Source organism: Streptomyces sp. NRRL S-495, assembly GCF_000966955.1.
Classification (GTDB): Bacteria; Actinomycetota; Actinomycetes; order Streptomycetales; family Streptomycetaceae; genus Kitasatospora; species Kitasatospora purpeofusca.
The window spans coordinates 1-778 of record NZ_JZWY01000952.1 but is presented as its reverse complement, the minus strand read 5'-3'; the positions used below and the strand labels follow the sequence as shown (position 1 = coordinate 778).

Annotated in this window: 1 pseudogene; it reads right to left on the bottom strand. The window is 68.9% G+C overall.

Annotated elements, in window-relative coordinates:
• Window positions 1-766, bottom strand: a pseudogene (locus VR45_RS36915) (hypothetical protein); the annotation flags it as partial.
• Window positions 767-778: the final 12 nt, after the last annotated feature.

The following is a 778-nucleotide window of genomic DNA, read 5'->3' as shown; positions in this document are numbered from 1 at the left end:
CGTGTTGCCCGGCCCGGGCCATCGCCTCGGCCACTCTGGCCAAGGCCTGGGCCTGCTGGTAGGGATTGGTAATGGTGCGGGTGAGATTCAGCGCCTGCTCGTGTTGCCCAGCCCGGACCATCGCCTCGGCCACACTGACCAGGGCCCCGGGCTGCTGGTCGGAGTCGGCAATGGTGTGGGCGACGTCGGCCGCCTCTCTGGCGAGGTCAGCGGCCTGTTTGTGTTGTCCGGCCGCGGCCACCACCTCTGCCACAGCAACCAGAGACTTCGCCTGCTGGTCGGGGTCGGTGATGGAGCGGGCCTGTGCTGTGACCAATGCGACGGTATCCGGGTCGTCGTGCGCCGTCGCGAGGATCCGCGTCAGGAGAGCGGAAACCGCCCTTCGATGCTCCATAGCCTGGGTGAGGGTCAGTGCGCGCCGGATCTGTCCCAGATGTGCCCAGGTGACGATGAGGTCGTCCGGGGTGTTGGCCACCTGCTGGTGCAGCGTGTCCCGGCGCAGGGAGAGCCGCAGGCACATTGTGAGGTCAGGCCCCGAAGGGTTGGCGATCTCGAGGCGGAAGGCGTCGGCGATTTCAGCCAGGGCCGGTGCGTCGGTACCGGTGGTTTGCCACAGTCGATCGTGGCGGACCGCGTCGGTGCCGAGTGTGCTCAGGCGCCGCGCGTCGCCGGTCGCACGCAGTAGCTGCGGGTAGCCCGTCAGGGCGTACTCCGATGTGTCCGGCGGCCAACTGGCCTGCCGCCAGCGTTCGGCGAAGGCATGCACGCGCTCCCGGTA